We start from the raw sequence: 16996 nt of genomic DNA, 5'->3' as shown, positions 1-16996 counted from the left end.
CGCGTCCGCCCAGCCGCGCGTGCGTGATCGCGGCCGTCCCGGGTTTCCGTTGCCGCAGCGTCATTCCACGCGGAGAACCGGCCCGCGCGGCACGAACGGCAGCCGCGCGCCGCGCGGAACCAGAAAAGCGTGTTCCCGCGAGGGCCGGACGTGGTCGCACCGCGCGTCGGTGATGATCAGGACCGGCCCGTCCGGCGGGAAGTCCGGGGCGCGGCGCAGCAGGTCGACGCCGGGCTGCAGGCGGGTGCCGCCGCGGCCGCGAACCTTCACGCGGCCCGCGATGTCTTCCACCGCGAGGTATCCGGCGTCGTAGGCGGCCGCGTCGCAGAAGACCACCCGGGCGGCCGGGACGTCGCGGGCCCGCGCGTACGAGGCGATCGCGCCGAGTGCTTTGCCGAGCAGTTCCGCGTCCATCGAGCCGGACGTGTCCAGCACGACGCCGAAGGTCGCGCGAAGCTCCCGCTGCTCCGGCCAGACCCGGCCCGGGCGCGGGATGTCCGGCGTCGCCGGCTGACGGCGCGACGCCCGTGCGTAACTGCGCGCCGGCTGCTCCGCCCGGACGTGCTCGTCGAACCACTGGGCCAGCTGCGCGTCCCAGGGCAACGGCGGGTGGTCCAGCGCGCGGATCTCCTCTTCCAGCCCGACCGGCAGGAGGCCGCGGCCCTGTGCGTGGTGGTAGACCAAACCCTGGCTGAGCGCGCGGCGGTAGAACTCGTCCAGGTCGACGCCACCGGTCCGGTCGCCGTCGCGCCACGGAAGCGGCTTCGGCTCCGCGCGACGCGAGGAGCGGCGGGCGGCGGCTTCCGGTTCGGACAGCCAGTCGCCCAGGACGTCTCCGGCTTCGCGGCCGCCCAGCGTGCGCAGCTTGCGGGCGCGGCGAAGGTCGGTCGTCAGCGTGTCGTACACCGATTCCGCGGAAAGCGCGGCGAGTTGCGGATCGTGCAGGCTGTCGCTCGGCAGCTCGCCGACGCCGAGAGCGACCAGCCAGCCGTTGATCACGTAGTCGCACGCGACGTTCCACAGGTACGGGTCGCGGCCGAGCGCGCGGCGGTCGTGCCGGAGCGCGGCGTGCAGCATTTCGTGGGCGAGCACGAACCGCCATTCCCCGGCGGTCAGCGCGGCGTCCGGGTTGACGTAGATCTCGCCGTGCTCGGCGTCGACCGCCGCGATCGAGATGTCCCAGGCGCGGACCACTTCGGGATCGACGACCAGGGTGAATCCGGCGGCCACCGCGCCGAGCAGCGGGAACGACGAAGCGAACCAGCCCAGCGCGCGGTCCCACTCCCCCGGACGCCGCTGGAGCCGGGTCCGGCCGCGTGCTTCGGCGGCCTGCTCCATCGCTTCGGTGGCCGAGGCGATCAAGCCGCGCGCGAAGCGCTCGGTCCACGGATCAGGCTTCCCGTAGTGCTGGACCTCCCAGCGGTTCGGCGGTTCGGCGAGCACCAGGCACGGCCGGTCGCCGCCGGTGCCGAGCGAACGGAAAACCTCGGGCACGCCGGTCTCGCGCCAGGCGCGGGCGAGGGAAAGCTCGTCCGTGCCGGGAAGTTCGGGCAGGAGCGTCAGCGGCGTCCCGACCCGCACCGCCTCCGCGAACCGGTGCACCGCGACGCAGCACGCCGCGCTGTAGCTCGCGTCCACGCTTCGGTCGGCGGTGATCGCGTCCGCTTCGGCGAGCTGCCCTTCGTCCAGGTGGCCGAGGCCGAGGTGCAGCAGCAGATGCGCGAACACCCACGCCCATTCGGCGGGCTCGGCGTCGCGAGCGCGGTTCGGGGTGAGCACTCCGCGGTCGGAAACGACAGCCCAGCTTTCCTTGCCGGGCAGGCTGAGCCGGTCCAGGCTCGCCCGCCGGGAAAGATGGTCCAGGACGGTGTTCGCGCGGACCAGCGCCCAGCCCGCGTCGATCGCCTTGGCGCGGCGCTCGCGGAGCCGCGCTTCGGCGTGGGCCCCGCTCATGCCCGGGCCGCCACCAGCCGCGGCAGGTCGCGTGCGGTCTCGACCAGGAACCAGGACGGCAGGCGCGGGTTGCCCGCCTCGTCGTCCGCGATCACCAGCTGCGCCATCTCCAGCGAGAGCTCCGCCAGTTCGACCAGCAGGCTCTTCGCGCGGAAGGCGAACTGCCGCACCGCCGCCGACGCGTGCCGCTTGTCCGAGGGGAGATCGCGGGCCAGCCGGACCCGGAACGTCTCGGCGAGGAAGTAGAGCAGGTCGCGCTCGTCCGGCCCGGCGGGCCAGCGCGCGTCGCCCTTGAGGATGGCTTCCAGGTCGAAAGCGTGCCGGGCGACCTTGAGAAAGGACCGGAACGCACCGGCGTGTGCCGGGGTGAGCGTGGCGTACGCGAGCAGCCCGGCGGTTTCGTCGTCGAGCGGATCGCCTGCCGAGCGCAGCAGATCGGACAGCATGTGCCAGGACCGCGGGGTGGAGAACGGCTCCTCGGTCTTCGGCGGCTGGCTCCACAGATGGTCCGGGCGCTGGGCGAGGTACTCGACCACCGCCGGGTGGATGTCGTGGCCGGCCGCCCAGGCGAGCCAGTCGGCCGCCGACGCGCGCAGGTGCAGGTGGACCAGCCGGTTCACCAGCGCGGACGCCATCGGCCGGGCGAGCGCCTGGTCGGTGGCGCGGTTGCCGGCCCCGATCACCACCGAACCGGGCGGCAGTTCGTACGAGCCGATCCGGCGGTCGAGGATCAGCGAGTAGAACGCTTTCTGCACGTCCGGCGAGGCGGCGTTCAGCTCGTCGAGGAACAGGCAGTACGGCTCGTCGCGGGCGATCTGCTCGGGCGGGCAGAACCGGCTGCGGCCGTCGGCGATCTGGGGCACGCCGATCAGGTCCTCGGGCGCGAGCTGGGTGCCGAGCAGCGAGACGCATTCGAGGCCGAGCGCCGCCGCGAATTCGCGCACCAGCGAGGACTTCCCGATTCCGGGCGCGCCCCAGAGGAAAACCGGCCGGACGACGGCGGTGGCGAGCAGGATGTCGGGCAGCTGGGCAGGCGTGACGGTGAGCTGGGCGTGCAAAGCGGGGACCTCTCCGGTAGCGGGACATCCTCGTGCGGCGCCCGCTTCGTGCCGTCATGGTCGCGCGCCGGGCCAGCTGCCCGCATCCGGTTTTTCAGCTCCGCGCCGCCGTCGGGTACGGCAGCAGCGCCATCTCGCGCGCGTTCTTGATCGCGGTCGCCACCTGTTTCTGTTGCTGCGGCGTCAATCCGGTGACCCGGCGGGCCCGGATCTTGCCGCGGTCGGAGATGAATTTCCGCAGCAGGTCGACGTCTTTCCAGTCCACCCTGGTGATTCCGGCCGCGTGGAAGGGGTTCGGGCGGCGGCGCGGCGTCCGGTCCGGTTTCGGCATCGCGCTCACCAGCTCGACTTCGAGACGCCGGGCAGTTCCCCGTTGTGCGCCATCTGCCGCATGCGCACCCGGGAGACGCCGAACTTCCGCAGGTATCCGCGCGGACGGCCGTCGGCGGCGTCGCGGTTGCGGATGCGCGTGCGGCTCGCGTCGCGCGGCATGCGTTGCAGCGCAACGACTGCGTCCGCCTTTTCCTCGGCCGACGCGGACGGAGACGCGATCAGCGCCTTGAGCGCGCGGCGGCGTTCCACATACCGCGCCGCGAGGACCTTCCGCTGCTCGTTCTTCGCGATTTTCGACTTCTTAGCCATCAGCGTTCTTCCTTGAATTCGACGTGCTTGCGCGCCACCGGGTCGTATTTGCGCAGCACCATCCGGTCCGGGTTGTTGCGGCGGTTCTTCTTCGTGACATACGTGTAGCCGGTGCCCGCGGTCGACCGCAGTTTGACGATCGGCCGGATGTCGGTGCTTTTCGCCATCTAGAACTTCGCTCCCTTCGCCACAAGTTCGGCGACGACGGCGTCGATGCCGCGTTTGTCGATCGTCTTCATGCCCTTCGCCGACACCTTGAGCCGCACGGTGCGGCCGAGGCTCGGCACGTAGTACCGGCGCGTCTGCAGGTTCGGCTCCCACCGGCGCGAGGTGCGGCGGTGCGAATGCGAGACCTGCTTGCCGTAGCCCGGCTTGCGGCCGGTGACCTGGCACACGGCTGACACGGACCCTCCCAAGTTGATAGTGACATTCATGTTCAACTACGCTCGACACCGTACCCCGCCCCGTCGTCTGGAGATCCAGTGCCCCCACGCCCGCGTGTCCCGCTCGTGCTCTGCAGCGGGATCGCCCGAACCGACTCCCTCGCCGCGCTCCTGCTCCGCGCGAGCCCCGGCACCGCCGTCGTCCACCACGACCTGCGGGACATCGGGTCCGGCGTCGTCCGCCGCCGGATCCTGCTCCGCGGCCGCGACGAGCTGACGCCGCTCGAACTCGCGCACGGGTGCGTCAACTGCACGCTGCGCGAGGACCTGCTGCCGCTGCTGCGCCGGCTGGCCCGGATGCCGCAGGTCGACCGCATCGTGGTGCGGCTGGACGAGGCGATGGAGCCGGAGCCGGTGAGCTGGGCGATCCGCAACGTGCTGGTCGGCGACCGCCCGGTCAGCGACGACGTCGAACTCGAAGCGGTGTTCACCGTGCTCGACTGCGCGACCTGGCTCGCCGACGTCACCGGCGACGACCTGCTCGCCGAACGCGGTCTGCAGGGCAGTCCCGAGGACGAGCGGACGGTCGCGCAGGTCGCACTGTCCCAAGTGGAATCCGCGGACGTGCTCGTGCTGGCCGGAGCCGCGCAGGACGCTTGGAGCGCGGCCAAGTCCGCCGCGGTGCTGGACCGGGTCGCGCCGTCCGTGCCGCGGGTCGAGCTGGCCCGCACCGACGCCGCCGGGTTGTTCGCCGCGATTCCGGCCGGCGCCCGCCGCGGCGAGGTCACCGACCTGCACGGCGCGCTGCTGCGGGGCGCGCCGCCGCTGCACCCGGATTGCGGCATCGAACTGCTGCGGTTCACCGCGCAGCGCCCGTTCCACCCGGAGCGCCTGCACGAGGCGATCGACCTGCTGCTCGACGGCGTGGTCCGCACCCGGGGCCGGGCCTGGGTGGCGAGCCAGCCGGACGTCGCGTTCTGGATCGAATCGGCGGGCGGCGGGCTCGGCATCGGCCACGCCGGGCCGTGGCTCGCCTCGCCGGACGGACCGGACTGGGCCGAGGTCTCCCCCGAACGCCGCACGCTCGCCTCGCTGCGCTGGGACCCGGTGCACGGCGACCGCGCGCAGGAGCTCGTGATCGTCACTGACCAAGCCGCCCCAGCGGAGATCGAGGCCGCCCTGCACGCCGCCCTGCTCACCGACGCCGAACTGGCCGAAGGCGAGGCGGCCTGGCGCGAGTACCCCGATCCGTTCGGGGACTGGCACGAAGACCCCTGCGAAGAAACCGAAGAACCGGACCGGCACGCCAGCGCCGCCAACCAGAAGGACGAAACCCTGTGAAACCCGGCATCCACCCCGACTACCACCCGGTGGTCTTCAAGGACTCGTCGACCGGCGACGCGTTCCTCACCCGCTCCACCGCCACCTCCGACCGGACGATCGAATGGTCCGACGGGAACACCTACCCGCTCGTGGTCGTCGACATCAGCGCGTGGTCGCATCCGTTCTGGACCGGCACCCAGCGGATCCTCGACTCCGCGGGCCAGGTCGAAAAGTTCCACCGCCGCTACGGGCAGCGCCGGAGCGGGGGTGCGCGCTGATGGCCGTCCCGAAGCGGAAAATGTCGCGCAGCAACACCCGGTCCCGGCGCTCGCAGTGGAAGGCCGCGGCGCCGGACCTGGTGCCGATCGTCGTGGACGGCGAGCGGAAACTGGTGCCGCGCAAGCTGATCAAGCACTTCCAGCGGCTCGAGAAGTGAGCGTCCCGGTCAGCGCAGTTCCGGTGACTGTCCTTTCCGGATTCCTCGGGGCCGGGAAAACCACGCTGCTCAACCGGATCCTGGCCAACCGCGAGGGCCTGCGCGTCGCGGTGATCGTGAACGACATGAGCGAGGTCAACATCGACGCCGCGCTCGTCCGGGACAGCGTGTCGCGGACCGAGGAGCGGCTGGTCGAGATGACCAACGGGTGCATTTGCTGCACCCTGCGCGAGGATCTGCTCGACGAGGTCGCCCGGCTGTGCGAGGACGGGCGGTTCGACCACCTGCTCATCGAATCGAGCGGGATCTCCGAGCCGATGCCGGTGGCCGCGACCTTCTCCTTCCTCGCCGGCGACGGCTCTCCGGTGCTGTCGTCGGCGCGGCTGGACACGATGGTCACGGTGGTGGACGCGGCCAATTTCGCCCGTGAGCTGGCTCGCGGGGACGGCCTCGCCGAGCGCGGGCTGGACCAGTACGAGGGCGACGAGCGGACGGTCAGCGACCTGCTGATGGACCAGGTCGAGTTCGCCGACGTGCTGCTGCTGAACAAAACCGACCTGGTCGCCGAGTCCGAAAAGGACCGGTTGCTCGCCTCGTTGCGCCGCCTCAACCCGGCCGCCGACGTCCTGTCCGCCGAGTTCGGCCGGGCGCCGCTGGAACGGGTCTTCGGCACCGGCCGGTACGACGCCGAACGCGCGCAGCAAGCACCGGGGTGGGTCGCGGAACTGAACGGCGACCACGTGCCGGAGACCGAGGAGTACGGCATTTCCAGCGTCGTGTTCCGCTCCGGCCGCGCGTTCGACCCGGTGCGGTTGTGGGAGTTCGTCACCGCGCGGCTGGATTCCGGCGAATTCGGCGCCGTGCTGCGGTCGAAGGGGTTCTTCAGCCTCAGCACCCGTCCGGGGACGCTCGGCCTGTGGTCGCAGGCAGGCAGCGTCGCGCGGTTCGAACCGCAGGGCGTCGCCGCCGAACCCCGGCAGGAACTGGTGTTCATCGGCGTCGGCCTTCAGCACGCCGCGCTGCTCGACGCGCTCGAAACCTGCCTCTCCGACACCGTCGCCGCCGACGACCCGTTCCCGGAATGGGAACCGGTGCACGTCCATTGAGGACAGTTCCGGCTCACGGCCGCGGCACCGTGAGCCGGAACCGCCCTCCGGATCAGGTCAGTCCATCGTGAGCACGATCTTGCCGTGGATGTTCCCCGCCTGATAGGTCCGCAGCGCTTCGACCGCTTCGGCGAGCGGGAACGTCGCCATGACGCGGTGCGTCAGCTCGCCGCTCGCGCACAGGGCCGCCAGCCGGGCGAGCCGGGCCGCCGAGCGGTCGTTCGGCGTGGTCCGGATGCCCAGTTCCCCGGCGCGGTCGTGGTCGACCAGGGTGAGAATCCGGGATCGGTCGTCGACCAGCTCCAAGGTGTACTCCAACGCGGCGCCGCCGACCCCGTCGATCGCCGCCGTGACGCCGTACGGAGCCACCCGTTCGACGAAATCCTCGCTGTAGGCAAGGGGAATCGCCCCGAGCTCCCGCACCTGCCGGTGCCGCGCCGGACGGGCGACGCCGAGCGCCTTCGCCCCGCGCAGCCGGGACAACTGCACCGCCATCGCCCCGACGGAACCGGCCGCGCCGTGCACCAGCACCGTGTCGCCGGGGCCGACGCCGATCTGCTCGACCGCGATGTCGGCGGTCTGCGCCGCCGCGGTGAACCCGCCCGCGACCTCCCACGGCATCTCCGGCGGCTTCGGCACGATCTGGTCCTGCCCGGCGACCAGAAACTCCTGATACCCGCCCAGCCGGCCGAACCCGAGCACCTCGTCGCCCGCCGCGAAGCCTTCGACGCCTTCGCCGATTTCGTCCACGACCCCGGCGAACTCGTTGCCCGGCACGGTGAACGCGCCCGGTTCCGGCACCGGGAGGACCCCCGCGACCACCGCGAGGTCGAACGGCTGCACCCCGGCCGCCTTCACCCGCACCCGCACCTGCCCCGGTCCGGGACGCGGCTCCGGCGCCTCCTCCAGCCGCAGCACCTCGGGCCCGCCTGTTTCGCGAAACCCCATCGCCTTGCCCATTCCGCCTCCAGCGTTCGTGTCGATCACCGGAAGTCTCGGACCTCAAGCGGACTTGATGTCAAGCGGCGGGCTCGACCAGCGCCGCCCGATCGGCTAAGTTGACCACCGATGACTACCGGGACGGCTTCGCGCCACTCACGGATCGGCTACCCGGTGCTCTGCTGAGCGCCGCGCGGGCCCCGCCTCCTTTCGTCGTGACCGCAGAACCTCGACGACGACAGGAGAATTCATGCCCGGCACCACCTTGCAGATCCCCACCGCCGACGGACTCGCCGACGCCTTCGCGGCGTTCCCCGACGACGGCGAACCGCATCCCGGCGTGCTGATGTACGCCGACGGCTTCGGCCTCCGGCCCGTGCTGCGCGACCTCGCCCGCGAACTGGCCCAGCACGGCTATTACGTCCTCGTGCCCAACTTCTTCTACCGGCACGGCCCCGCACCGGTGCTCGACCTGCCCGGGTTCATCGGCGAAGACGAGCGGCCCGAGGTCTTCGCGCGGGTGCTGCCGTTGATCGAAGCGCACCCGCCTGAACTGGTCCTGCGCGACGCCGGCGCTTATCTCGCCTTCCTCACCGCCCAGCCGGAAGTGCGCCCCGGGCCGGTCGCGGTGACCGGCTACTGCATCGGCGGGCTCCACGCGGTCCGCACCGCCGCGGCGCATCCGGACCGGGTGGCGGCGGTCGCCGCATTCCACGCGCCGGTGGGCGCGGCCGGACCGGACGCCTTCTCCCAGCTCGCCGCCGAGGCGCACTTCGGCCATGCCGCGTCCGATCTGACGCCGGAGACTCTCGGAGAACTCAACCAGGCCCTGGACGCGGCCAGCGTGAGCTGCACGTCCGAGATCTACCCGGACACGGTCCACGGGTTCACCATGGCCGACACCGACGCCTTCCGTCCCGCTGGGCTGCGACGGCATTGGGAACGGCTGCTGCCGCTGCTCGATCGCGCCCTCTGAGCCTCCGCTACTCGACCCACCACCATCCGTCGCCCAGCTCGACGGTCGGCCGGACGGCGCAGCCCGCCCCGTCGAGGTAGTCGTCGGAGTCCACCGGACGGCCGGGAAGGTACTTCTCCGGGTACTCGGTGAAGTGGGCGAATCCCGAGGCGCAGTCCGGGATCCCGGACCAGACGCGGACGAACCACACCGGCCGCTCCGGGTCGTTGTTCATCCGCGAGATGCCTTCGGGCGGGCCCATCCCCTTCTCGAGGTAGTCGAGGTAGGTCAGGGCGTCGGCGAAGTCCGACCGGTGCGTCGAGTACCAGGTGGTGGCGTAAAAGTGCACCCAGTCCGTGGTGGCCATCAGCACCGCGCAGACCGCGGCGACCGCCGCGCATCCGGCGAGACCGGGCCAGCGCAGCCGCCGCCACACGAGCCACGCGCTGATCGCCGTCGCCGCCGCGGCGATCAGCCACGCTCCCTCGACCAGCCCGGGGATCGACACCGGGAGCACGAAACTGAGGAACAGCTTGTGGTAGTTCACGGCGGCGGCCAGAAGCCAGCCGAACAGGAAGACCACGACAGCCAGCACCAGACCCGGTCTTCGGTTTTCCTCAGCACTCCCCATGGTCCGTAGACGGCCGGCCGGCCGTTCGGTTGCGCTACCGCGGCGACGGCGTGTAGAGCGCGCCGAGACACTCCACCAGCAGCCGCTCCCGCAACGGTTCCGGCGCGGCCGCCAGCAGCGCGTTGACCGGAGCCATCCGCTCCGGCAGCCCGTCGCCGCCGGTCAGGCCCGCCGCCGCGAGCAAGCCGCCGAACTGCTCGGACGTCAGCGTTTCCGGGTCCAGCGCGGCCACGAACGCGGCGACGTCCGGATCGACCCGCACCGGCCCCGCCGCCCGCGCCGCCCCGACGGAAGCCGCCAGATCGGCGAGGAATTCCGGTTCGCTGCCGTGGTTCGCGGCGGTGACGGTGAGGTGCAGGTTCAGCGGAGAGGTCCCGTGCGCGAACTGCGGCTGGACGTACCAGCCGCGCGCCTTCATCTCGTCGGCGACGGTGAACAGGTCGAACCCGTCCGAGCCGGTGAACGCGACCAGCGTCGACACCGGATCGCCCAGCACGCGCAAGCCCGGAATCTCCGCTACGCCAGCACGAATCCGCTCGACGGCTTCCCTCGCGCGCGAGGCCAGTTCCAGGTAGCCGTCCTCGCCGAGATGCTGCACGACGGCCCACGCGGCGGCGAGCGGACCGCCGGAGCGGGTGCTCTGCAGCGTCGGATTGAGCATCGTGTAGCCTGGCCAGGCCGCGCTCGCGAAGAAATGCGTCCGCCGGAGTTCCGCGGAGGCGTGCAGCAGCACCGAGACGCCCTTGGCGCAGTAGGCGTATTTGTGCAGGTCCACCGAAATGCTGGTGACGCCCGGAACGCGGAAGTCGAACGGCGGCAACTCCGCGCCGAGTTTCGCGAAGTACGGCAGCACCCAGCCGCCGATGCACGCGTCGACGTGCATGCGCACCTCGCGCGCCGATGCCGCGGCGGCGATCTCCGAGATCGGGTCGACGACACCGTGTGCGTACGAGGGCGCGCTCGCCACCACCAGCACGGTGGAATCGTCGATCGCCGCGGTCGTCGCCGCCGGGTCCGCGCGGAAGGTGTCCGGATCGACCGGCACGACGATCTTCCGCACCCCGAACAGATGCGCGGCCTTGTGGAACGCGGCATGCGCGGTTTCCGGAAGCACCATGGACGGCGAGGCGAGGTCCGGGCGCGCGTCGCGAGCGGCGAGAACCGCCAGCAGGCACGATTCGGTGCCGCCGGAGGTCACCGTGCCGACCGTCTCCGGCGTCCCGCCGAGCAGTCCGGCCGCGCGGGCGACCAGGTCGTTCTCCATCCGCAGCAGGCTGGGGAACGCGGTCGGGTCGAGTCCGTTGGCCGAACTGGCCAGCGCGTGCGCGGCGGCGGCGATTTCGTCCACTTCGGACAGTCCGCTGTCGTACACGTAGGCCAGCGTGCGCCCGCCGTGCGTCGGCAGGTCGCCGGAGCGGAGTTCGCGCAGCCGCGCCAGGATGCCGGTCACGCCTGCTTCTCCAGCACCGAACGGCGCAGCAGCGGGATGCCGAGCGCGATCAGCACCGCGGGCAGCACGGACGCTCCGATCACGATCGCGGTGATCGCCGAGGACGGCTGCGGGACGGCGGTCGCGCCGGTGCTCGACACGTAGCTCCCGGCCTGCAGCACGAGCCCGAACAGGCCCGGCCCGAGCGCGAGCCCGAGCGTCTCGGACGCGGTCCACACCCCGGCCGTGACGCCCGCGCGGGTCTCGCCGGTCCGCTCCTCCTCGGCGCTGATCAGGTCCGGCAGGATCGCCAGCGGGAACACCGAAATCCCCGCGTAGCCGACGCCGGCGAGCGCGACGAACACCAGGGTCGCGGCGAACGGGAGCCGGTCGGCGAAGTACATCGCCACCAGGCCGAGGAAGAACGACGTGGTGGCGACGCGGAATCCGGCGAGCTTGCCCCAGCGCGCGCCGAGCCGGGGCCACAGCGGCATGGTGACGAGCGCGGGCCCGACGAACCCGACGAACAGGTAGGTGCGATAGCTCGGATCGCCGAGCACGTGCTGGGCGAAGTACGGGATCGCGGCCAGCACGGTGCCGATGCCGAGCGCCTGGATGAAGTAGACGCCGAGCAGCCACCGGAAGGAACGCCACCGCGCGATGGTGCGCGTCAGTTCCTTGAGCCGCACCGTGTTCGGCCGCAGCGAGCCGACCGGCGCGCCCTTCAGGCCGAAGTAGACGGCGAGCGTCGCGGCCAGGATGATCACCGCCATCACCAGGCCCATCACCCGGTAGCCGGCCACGCCGGGCAGCAGGTCGGTGATCGCCGGGGCGACGCCGCCGGACACCAGCACCGCGACCGCCAGCACGCCGATCCGGACGCTGGTGAGTTTCGTGCGCTCCTCGGCGGAATCGGTCAGCTCGGCCGGAAGCGCGTTGAACGGCACCTGGAAGAACGCGTACGCGGTGGCGCACAGGAAGAACATCGCCACGACGTAGGTCGCGTCCCACACCGGCGTGCCGAAGCCGGGATGCGCGAACAGGGCGAAGAACAGCACCGCGACGCCGATGCCGCCGCGCAGCAGGAACCGCCGCCTGCTCCCGGTGCGCGAGAGGTCGGCGTCGGACAGCCGTCCGGCGACCGGGTTGAAGACCACGTCCCACGCCTTGGGCACGAACACGATGATCCCGGCCGCCGCCGCGGGCACCGCCATGGTGTCGGTGAGGTACGGCAGCAGGAGCAGCCCCGGCACGGTGCCGAACCCGCCGGTGACGAAGGAGCCGAGCGAGTAGCGGAATCTCGTGCGGCGGGACAGCGGCGCCAAAGGTCCTCCTCGAAGGCGGAACGACGAACGCATGCCTAATGGATCTTCGCCGGTTCCCGGAAGTGGTCGGGAGGAATCGTGCCACCGTCGTGATGCACCGGCCGTACCGGGCCGACTACGGACTCGTGAGCGCCTGTCGCGGTTCTAACCGGGACAGGCGCTCACGACTCGCCTTCAGGACAGCGCCTTCGCCGCCCTCGCCAGGGATCCCGCGTCCCCGCGCAGCAGCAGCGTCGTCACCACCGTCTTCTCCCACGCCGGCAATTCCTCGCGGATCTTCTCCGCCGGGCCGATCAGCGAGGTGTCCTCGACCAGCGACGTCGGAATCGCCTTGACCGCTTCTTCCTTGCGTCCGGCCAGATACAGCTCCTGCACCTTGTCCGCCACGTCCGCGTACCCGAGCCGGGCGAAGACGTCGTGGTGGAAGTTCACGGTCTTCGCGCCCATCCCGCCGATGTACAGCGCGAGCGCGGGCTTGATCCGGCTCGCCGCCTCCTCGACGTCGTCGTGCACGATCACCGGCACCGACGCGGCCACCTCGAAATCGGCCAGGCTCCGGCGCGCGCCCGGGCGGGCGAACCCCTCCTCCAGCGCGGCCCGGTAGAAGCCGTCCGATTTGGGCGAGAAGAACAGCGGCAGCCAGCCGTCGCAGATCTCCGCGGCCAGCGCGACGTTCTTCGGCCCTTCCGCGGCGAGGTAGACCGGCAGGTCGGCGCGCAGCGGGTGCACGGTCGGCTTGAGCGGTTTGCCCAGCCCGGTCCCGCCCTTGAGCGGCAGCTGGAAGAACTGCCCGTCGATGGTCACCGGTTCCTCGCGGGCCAGCACCTTGCGCACGATCTCGACGTACTCGCGCGTGCGCGCCAGCGGCTTCGGGTACGGCTGGCCGTACCAGCCCTCCACCACCTGCGGCCCGGACGCGCCCAGCCCGAGCACGAACCGGCCGCCGGACAGGTGGTCCATGGTCAGCGCGCTCATCGCGGTGGCGGTCGGGGTGCGCGCGGACATCTGCACGATGTTGGTGCCGAGCTTGATCCGGCTGGTCGCCGCGCCGGCCCAGGCCAGCGGCGTGAACGCGTCCGACCCGTACGCCTCGGCCGACCACACCGAGTCGAACCCGAGCCGTTCCGCTTCGAGCACGGCCTCCTGCGCGCCCGGGATCGGCCCGCTCCCCCAGTACCCGAGGTGAAAGCCCAGCTTCATCCAGCCCTCCTGATCTCCGAGTCCGCGCGGAAGCCCGTGCGGCTCACGGCACGTCCGGCGAGTAGTGCTCCGGTTTCCCGCGCTCGGCGAGCGGGGGAAGATTGCGGCGCGGGGTTTCGGCCGGCGGCGTCCCCGGGGCCAGTTCGCCGCGGGCGCGCCGCCAGCCCGCCCGTGCCCGCGGATGGTAGCGGCGGTCGTGCGGGAGCAGCGAAAACGCCGCGTTGACCAGCTTGCCGACGCGGCGGTGCCGCCGGGCGTCGCGCGCGGTCCAGCGGAAGCCGAGCAGCTCGCGCACTTCCGGGTCGTACATCCCGACGGTCAGCCACACGAACTGCTTCGCGATCACCTTCGCGACCGGCTTCCACAAGGGATCCGGCAGCCACGGCAGGAAGGGCGGTTTCGCGATGCCGCGGAGGTCGAGGACGTCGCGGGTGGCCTTGTTGTCCTCCAGCACCTCGGCGCACATGTGCTTCCAGTACCGCTGGAAGTCCTCCCAGGACTCCGGCACCGGCCGCATCGTCATGTCGTACATCCGCCACCAGCGCACGTGCTCGTCGAACAGCGTGCGCTTTTCCTCTTCGCCGATGCCGCCCATGAAATTGTCGGCGATCAGGATGGTGCTGACGAAGAACGTCGCATGCGCCCAGTAATACGTGTCCGGGTCGAGTGCGTGGTAGCGGCGGCCTCGCGCGTCCACGCCCTTGATCCGGTCGTGGTAGCCGCGCACCTGCAGCGCCGTGCGGTGCGCGAGCGGGCCGTCGTAGACCACGCCGCCGATCGGGTACAGCGACCGGAACAGCCGCTGCCACCGTTCCTCGAAGAACTTCGAATGCTGCTCGACGCCCGCGCCGAGCCCGGGGTGCATGTTCTGCATCGACCCGGCCCACAGCGCGATCAGCAGGCCGCGCCAGTCGCCGAAGTACTTCCAGGTCAGCGAGTCCGGTCCGAGCGGTTCGGGTGCTTCCCGGGGCATCGCGGCTCCTCGGCGGGTCGGCGAAGCGACTACGGCTGTGGTCAGGCTAGGATGTGACAACAGCTGTGGTCAACTCTGGACGGGAGCGGGTATGCCGGGCCGCACGTGGGCGGGCACGACGCTGGACGACCGCAAGGCCCAGCGCCGCGCGCGGCTGCTGGCCGCCGGGCTCGACCTGCTCGGCGCGCAGGGCAGCGCGGCGGTGAGCGTGCGCGCGGTGTGCCGGTCCGCGAAGCTGACCGAACGGTACTTCTACGAAAGCTTCGCCGACCGGGAAAGCCTGGTGGCCGCGGTCTACGAGGACGTCGGGGAGCAGGCCCGGAAAGCCTTGGCCGACGCGGTGTCCGGCGAAGGCGATCCGCGCCGCCGCGCCGAACGCGCCGTGACCGCGTTCGTGGAGCTGATGCTGGACGATCCGCGCAAGGGCCGGGTGCTGCTGCTCGCGCCTCTGACCGATCCGGCGCTGACCCAGCGCGGCCTGCACCTCCTCCCGGCGTTCACCGCGCTGGTCGGGGAACAGCTTTCGCGCGGCGACGAGACCGGCCGCCAGCTCGTGGCGATCGGTCTCGTCGGCGCGCTCAGCAACGTGTTCATCGCCTATCTCGACGGCACGCTGAAGGTGAGCCGCGAGCGTCTGGTCGAGCACTGCGTGCAGCTCGTGCTCGGCGCGGACGCTTTCGACTCGGGTACTCACTGAGCGGCTGCCCGCTCGTCGCGCAGCCGCAGCGCGATGTCGATGATCATGTCCTCCTGGCCGCCGACGTAGCGTTCTTCGCCGACCTTGTACAGGATTTCGTGCGCCGGGACGCCGTAGCGCTCGGCGGCGCGCTCGGCGTGCAGCAGGAAGCTGGAGTACACGCCGGCGTAGCCCTGGATGATGGACGAGCGGTCCATCATCGGCAGCCGGGTCAGGTACTTCTTGACCACGTTCTCCGCGGCTTCCATCAGAACGTCTTTGTCCACGCCGGTTTTGACGCCGAGCCGGTCGAAGGCGGCGGCGAGGACTTCCGTCGGCGAGTTGCCCGCGCCGGCGCCGAGCGCGGCGAGCGAACCGTCGATCTGCCGGGCTCCCGCGCGGTACGCGAGCACCGAGTTGGCGACGCCGAAGCTCAGGTTCTGGTGCCCGTGGTAGCCGACCTGGGCTTCGTCGCCGAGTTCCGCGACGAGCGCGGCGACCCGTTCGGACGCGTCGTCCAGGATCAGCGCGCCCGCGGAGTCCACGACGTACACGCACTGGCAGCCCGCGTCGACCATGACCCGGGCCTGTTTCGCCAGGTCCTCCGGCGCCGACATGTGCGACAGCATCAGGAATCCGACGGTTTCCAGGCCGAGATCCCGCGCCGCGCCGAAGTGCTGGATGGACACGTCGGCCTCGGTGCAGTGCGTGGCGATCCGCACCGCGCCCGCGCCGAGATCGGCCGCCGCGCGCAGGTCGGCGACCGTGCCGAGACCGGGCAGCAGGAGCACGGCGATCTTCGCCTGCTTCGCCTCGTCGACGGCGGCGGCGATCAGCTTTCGCTCGTCCACCAAGGAAAAACCGTAGTTGAAGGTCGAGCCGCCGAGGCCGTCGCCGTGGGTCACCTCGATCAGCGAGATGCCCGCGTCGTCCAGCGCGCGGACGGTGTCGCGCACCTGCTTTTCGGTGAACTGGTGCGCCATGGCGTGACTGCCGTCGCGCAGAGTGGTGTCGACCAGCCGGACGTCGGTGTTGTTCACGCGGCCACCTCCTGAGCGGCGAAGAGATCGCCGACGCGCGCGGCGGCGGCGGTCATGATGTCGAGGTTGCCCGCGTACTTGGGCAGGTAGTCGCCGTTGCCCGCGACCTCGAGGAAGACGCCCACGCGGGCTTTGCCGCTCCAGTCCGGGCGCGGCGGGTCGAACTGCGGGTCGGCCTTGAGCGTGTAGCCCGGCACGTACTGCTGGACGTCTTTCACCATGCGGTGCACGGATTCGCTGATCGCGTCGAAGTCGGCGTCCGGGTCGACCGCGCAGAACACCGTGTCGCGCATGATCATCGGCGGGTCCATCGGGTTGATGATGATGATCGCGCGGCCCTTGTCCGCGCCGCCGACCTTTTCAATGGCGTGCGCGGTGGTCTCGGTGAACTCGTCGATGTTCGCGCGCGTGCCGGGCCCGGCCGACCGCGACGACACCGACGCGACGATCTCCGCGTACGACACCGGCGTCACCCGCGAAACCGCGTGCACGATCGGGATGGTCGCCTGGCCGCCGCAGGTGATCATGTTGACGTTGCGGTCGGTCAGCTGGTCGGGCGGATTCACCGCCGGGCAGGTGAGCGGGCCGACCGCGGCCGGGGTCAGGTCGATCGCGCGGATGCCGGCCTCGGCGTACCGCGGCGCGTTGGCCTTGTGCGCCTTCGCCGACGTCGATTCGAACACCAGCTGCGGCAGTTCCGCGCGCGAGAGCAGCCAGTCGACGCCCTCGGCGGACGTTTCGAGGCCGAGCTTCGCGGCGCGGGCGAGCCCGTCCGACGCCGGGTCGACGCCCACCATGTAGCGCACTTCCACGTGCTCGCTGCGCTGGAGCTTTGCCAGCAGATCCGTACCGATGTTGCCCGGGCCGACGATCGCGGCCGTCACCTTGCGTTCCGCCATGCCGCCACGGTGCTCGCCGGGATGGGGC

General features: G+C 71.2%; 20 protein-coding genes. 6 read left to right on the top strand and 14 right to left on the bottom strand.

Annotated features, from left to right (window positions below):
- Positions 1-60: 60 nt before the first annotated feature.
- From F9C12_RS01530 to rpmB, 6 genes are all read right to left on the bottom strand, one after another.
- Positions 61-1953, bottom strand: a complete 1893-nt coding sequence (locus tag F9C12_RS01530; protein WP_409464454.1) for a DUF2201 family putative metallopeptidase — start codon at positions 1951-1953, stop codon at positions 61-63.
- Positions 1950-3011 carry an AAA family ATPase gene (locus tag F9C12_RS01525; protein WP_409464453.1) on the bottom strand — a complete coding sequence of 354 codons (1062 nt, stop codon included), beginning with the start codon at positions 3009-3011 and terminating at the stop codon, positions 1950-1952. Before F9C12_RS01525 ends, F9C12_RS01530 begins: the two co-directional genes overlap by 4 nt.
- Positions 3012-3105: 94 nt before the next feature.
- Positions 3106-3351, bottom strand: coding sequence for a 30S ribosomal protein S18 (rpsR, locus tag F9C12_RS01520; RefSeq protein WP_182889057.1), 246 nt, complete (start codon positions 3349-3351; stop codon positions 3106-3108).
- Entirely contained in the window at positions 3348-3653 is a 306-nt protein-coding gene (rpsN, locus tag F9C12_RS01515; protein WP_409180174.1) for a 30S ribosomal protein S14, read from the bottom strand. Before rpsN ends, rpsR begins: the two co-directional genes overlap by 4 nt.
- The gene (gene rpmG, locus F9C12_RS01510; protein ID WP_037805699.1) at positions 3653-3820 is read right to left on the bottom strand and encodes a 50S ribosomal protein L33; all 168 of its coding nucleotides are present in this window, start codon (positions 3818-3820) and stop codon (positions 3653-3655) included. Before rpmG ends, rpsN begins: the two co-directional genes overlap by 1 nt.
- Positions 3821-4057: a 50S ribosomal protein L28 gene (rpmB, locus tag F9C12_RS01505; RefSeq protein WP_409464452.1), complete on the bottom strand. Its 237-nt coding sequence runs from the start codon at positions 4055-4057 to the stop codon at positions 3821-3823.
- Between the two features lie 78 nt (positions 4058-4135).
- On the opposite strand from rpmB, the gene mrf reads away from it, so the two are divergent.
- Genes mrf through F9C12_RS01485 form a run of 4 tightly spaced genes read left to right on the top strand, consistent with a single transcriptional unit; the run spans position 4136 to position 6901 of the window.
- On the top strand, positions 4136-5377 hold the full coding sequence (gene mrf, locus F9C12_RS01500; protein ID WP_409464451.1) for a ribosome hibernation factor-recruiting GTPase MRF: 1242 nt from the start codon (positions 4136-4138) through the stop codon (positions 5375-5377).
- On the top strand, positions 5374-5637 hold the full coding sequence (locus tag F9C12_RS01495) for a type B 50S ribosomal protein L31 (protein WP_009078888.1): 264 nt from the start codon (positions 5374-5376) through the stop codon (positions 5635-5637). Before mrf ends, F9C12_RS01495 begins: the two co-directional genes overlap by 4 nt.
- Positions 5637-5795 (top strand): 50S ribosomal protein L32, encoded by a 159-nt coding sequence (gene rpmF / locus F9C12_RS01490; RefSeq protein ID WP_409180170.1) that lies wholly within the window; start codon positions 5637-5639, stop codon positions 5793-5795. Before F9C12_RS01495 ends, rpmF begins: the two co-directional genes overlap by 1 nt.
- 23 nt (positions 5796-5818) lie before the next feature.
- Complete coding sequence (locus F9C12_RS01485; protein WP_409464450.1) at positions 5819-6901, top strand: GTP-binding protein; 1083 nt, start codon at positions 5819-5821, stop codon at positions 6899-6901.
- Between the two features lie 57 nt (positions 6902-6958).
- On the opposite strand, the gene F9C12_RS01480 is transcribed toward F9C12_RS01485, so the two are convergent.
- Positions 6959-7888, bottom strand: coding sequence for a zinc-binding alcohol dehydrogenase family protein (locus tag F9C12_RS01480; RefSeq protein ID WP_409464449.1), 930 nt, complete (start codon positions 7886-7888; stop codon positions 6959-6961).
- A gap of 202 nt (positions 7889-8090) precedes the next feature.
- On the opposite strand from F9C12_RS01480, the gene F9C12_RS01475 reads away from it, so the two are divergent.
- Positions 8091-8816, top strand: a complete 726-nt coding sequence (locus F9C12_RS01475; protein WP_409464448.1) for a dienelactone hydrolase family protein — start codon at positions 8091-8093, stop codon at positions 8814-8816.
- Between the two features lie 7 nt (positions 8817-8823).
- Here F9C12_RS01475 and F9C12_RS01470 read toward each other — a convergent pair whose 3' ends face one another.
- The 5 genes from F9C12_RS01470 to F9C12_RS01450 form a co-directional block, all read right to left on the bottom strand.
- On the bottom strand, positions 8824-9426 hold the full coding sequence (locus tag F9C12_RS01470; RefSeq protein ID WP_409464447.1) for a hypothetical protein: 603 nt from the start codon (positions 9424-9426) through the stop codon (positions 8824-8826).
- Between the two features lie 34 nt (positions 9427-9460).
- Entirely contained in the window at positions 9461-10876 is a 1416-nt protein-coding gene (locus tag F9C12_RS01465; RefSeq protein ID WP_409464446.1) for a pyridoxal phosphate-dependent decarboxylase family protein, read from the bottom strand.
- Positions 10873-12180 (bottom strand): MFS transporter, encoded by a 1308-nt coding sequence (locus tag F9C12_RS01460; RefSeq protein WP_409180164.1) that lies wholly within the window; start codon positions 12178-12180, stop codon positions 10873-10875. Before F9C12_RS01460 ends, F9C12_RS01465 begins: the two co-directional genes overlap by 4 nt.
- Before the next feature lie 174 nt (positions 12181-12354).
- Positions 12355-13380, bottom strand: a complete 1026-nt coding sequence (locus F9C12_RS01455; protein ID WP_409464445.1) for an LLM class F420-dependent oxidoreductase — start codon at positions 13378-13380, stop codon at positions 12355-12357.
- Between the two features lie 43 nt (positions 13381-13423).
- Positions 13424-14353 (bottom strand): oxygenase MpaB family protein, encoded by a 930-nt coding sequence (locus F9C12_RS01450; protein WP_409464444.1) that lies wholly within the window; start codon positions 14351-14353, stop codon positions 13424-13426.
- Positions 14354-14444: 91 nt separating this feature from the next.
- Here F9C12_RS01450 and F9C12_RS01445 point away from each other — a divergent pair, with 91 nt between their 5' ends.
- Positions 14445-15050: a TetR/AcrR family transcriptional regulator gene (locus tag F9C12_RS01445; RefSeq protein WP_409464443.1), complete on the top strand. Its 606-nt coding sequence runs from the start codon at positions 14445-14447 to the stop codon at positions 15048-15050.
- On the opposite strand, the gene dmpG is transcribed toward F9C12_RS01445, so the two are convergent.
- A complete protein-coding gene (gene dmpG / locus F9C12_RS01440) occupies positions 15044-16012 on the bottom strand; it encodes a 4-hydroxy-2-oxovalerate aldolase (protein ID WP_409467168.1) in 969 nt (322 codons plus the stop codon). The genes F9C12_RS01445 and dmpG overlap by 7 nt on opposite strands.
- A 53-nt stretch (positions 16013-16065) precedes the next feature.
- Complete coding sequence (locus F9C12_RS01435) at positions 16066-16968, bottom strand: acetaldehyde dehydrogenase (acetylating) (protein ID WP_009078908.1); 903 nt, start codon at positions 16966-16968, stop codon at positions 16066-16068.
- Between the last annotated feature and the right edge of the window lie 28 nt (positions 16969-16996).

The sequence above is a fragment of the Amycolatopsis sp. GA6-003 genome (assembly GCF_046267895.1).
GTDB lineage: Bacteria > Actinomycetota > Actinomycetes > Mycobacteriales > Pseudonocardiaceae > Amycolatopsis.
The sequence above is the reverse complement of the archived record's forward strand: the minus strand, read 5'-3'. Positions and strand labels throughout refer to the sequence as shown.